This is a genomic window from Paraburkholderia sp. BR14320, from assembly GCF_040948665.1.
GTDB lineage: Bacteria > Pseudomonadota > Gammaproteobacteria > Burkholderiales > Burkholderiaceae > Paraburkholderia > Paraburkholderia youngii.
The window spans coordinates 1-857 of record NZ_JBFPKG010000217.1; the positions used below are offsets into that span (position 1 = coordinate 1).

At 57.9% G+C, this 857-nt stretch carries 1 pseudogene; it reads right to left on the reverse strand.

The features are described from left to right. Positions 1–246: 246 nt before the first annotated feature. Positions 247–738 (reverse strand): annotated as a pseudogene (locus AB3X89_RS39980) (ATP-binding protein); the annotation flags it as partial. Positions 739–857: the final 119 nt, after the last annotated feature.

The window sequence follows — 857 nt, forward strand, 5'->3', positions numbered from 1 at the left end:
TGGCGCCTTTACGGCGAAAATCTACTGGCATCTATACGCCGAAAGACTTGCGGCGCCTAAACGCCGAAAAGTCCCTGGCGCCTTTATGCCGAAAACGGTTTCGGCTCCTTAACGGCGAAAGTTCACAGCCGGTCAGCGACAACTATTTTGGCCGGTCAACGGGGTAGTTGTCGGTGGTTATCAGGTCATATTTGACGTTGCTCCTTCGTAGTTGTCGTTGCGTGATCGCGTAGTTGACGCTCACCGCTACTGCGTAACGTTGCCGTCGTCGGGCAACCGGTCGCTAAACGGGTTAGCAGGGTTGTCGTCGTGTAATTGACGCCGCCGTGCATTCTGTTTGTCGCCGGCCTTGCGGCGGCGGTAACTCTCGACGTTGAGCTCGAAGATCGTCGAGTGATGCACAAGCCGGTCGATGGCGGCGACCGTCATGCCGGGGTCGGGGAACACGTCATTCCAGCCCGAGAACGGTTGGTTTGCAGTTATCAGAAGACTTTTACGCTCATACCTCTCGGCGATCAGCTCGAACAGCACGCTGGTCTCGGCCTGGTCTTTACGCGCGTACGACAGGTCGTCAAGGATGATCAAATCGAAGCGGTCGAGCTTGGCCAGCGCTGAAGGCAACTGCAGGCTCTGGCGTGCGGCCTGCAGCTTCTGGACGAGTTCGCTGGTGCGCGTGAACAGCACGCGGTATCCGGCGTCGATCAATGCATGGCCGATAGCCGATCCCAAGTGGCTTTGTTCAGCAGGGTAGGCCCGCAGTTGGTTGCGGACGCAACTAGAGCTTTTTGACGCAAACGGCCTTGCCGAAGCTGTTCCACAGATTCACGAGGTTCGCGATAATCACGCCCTCGCGCTGC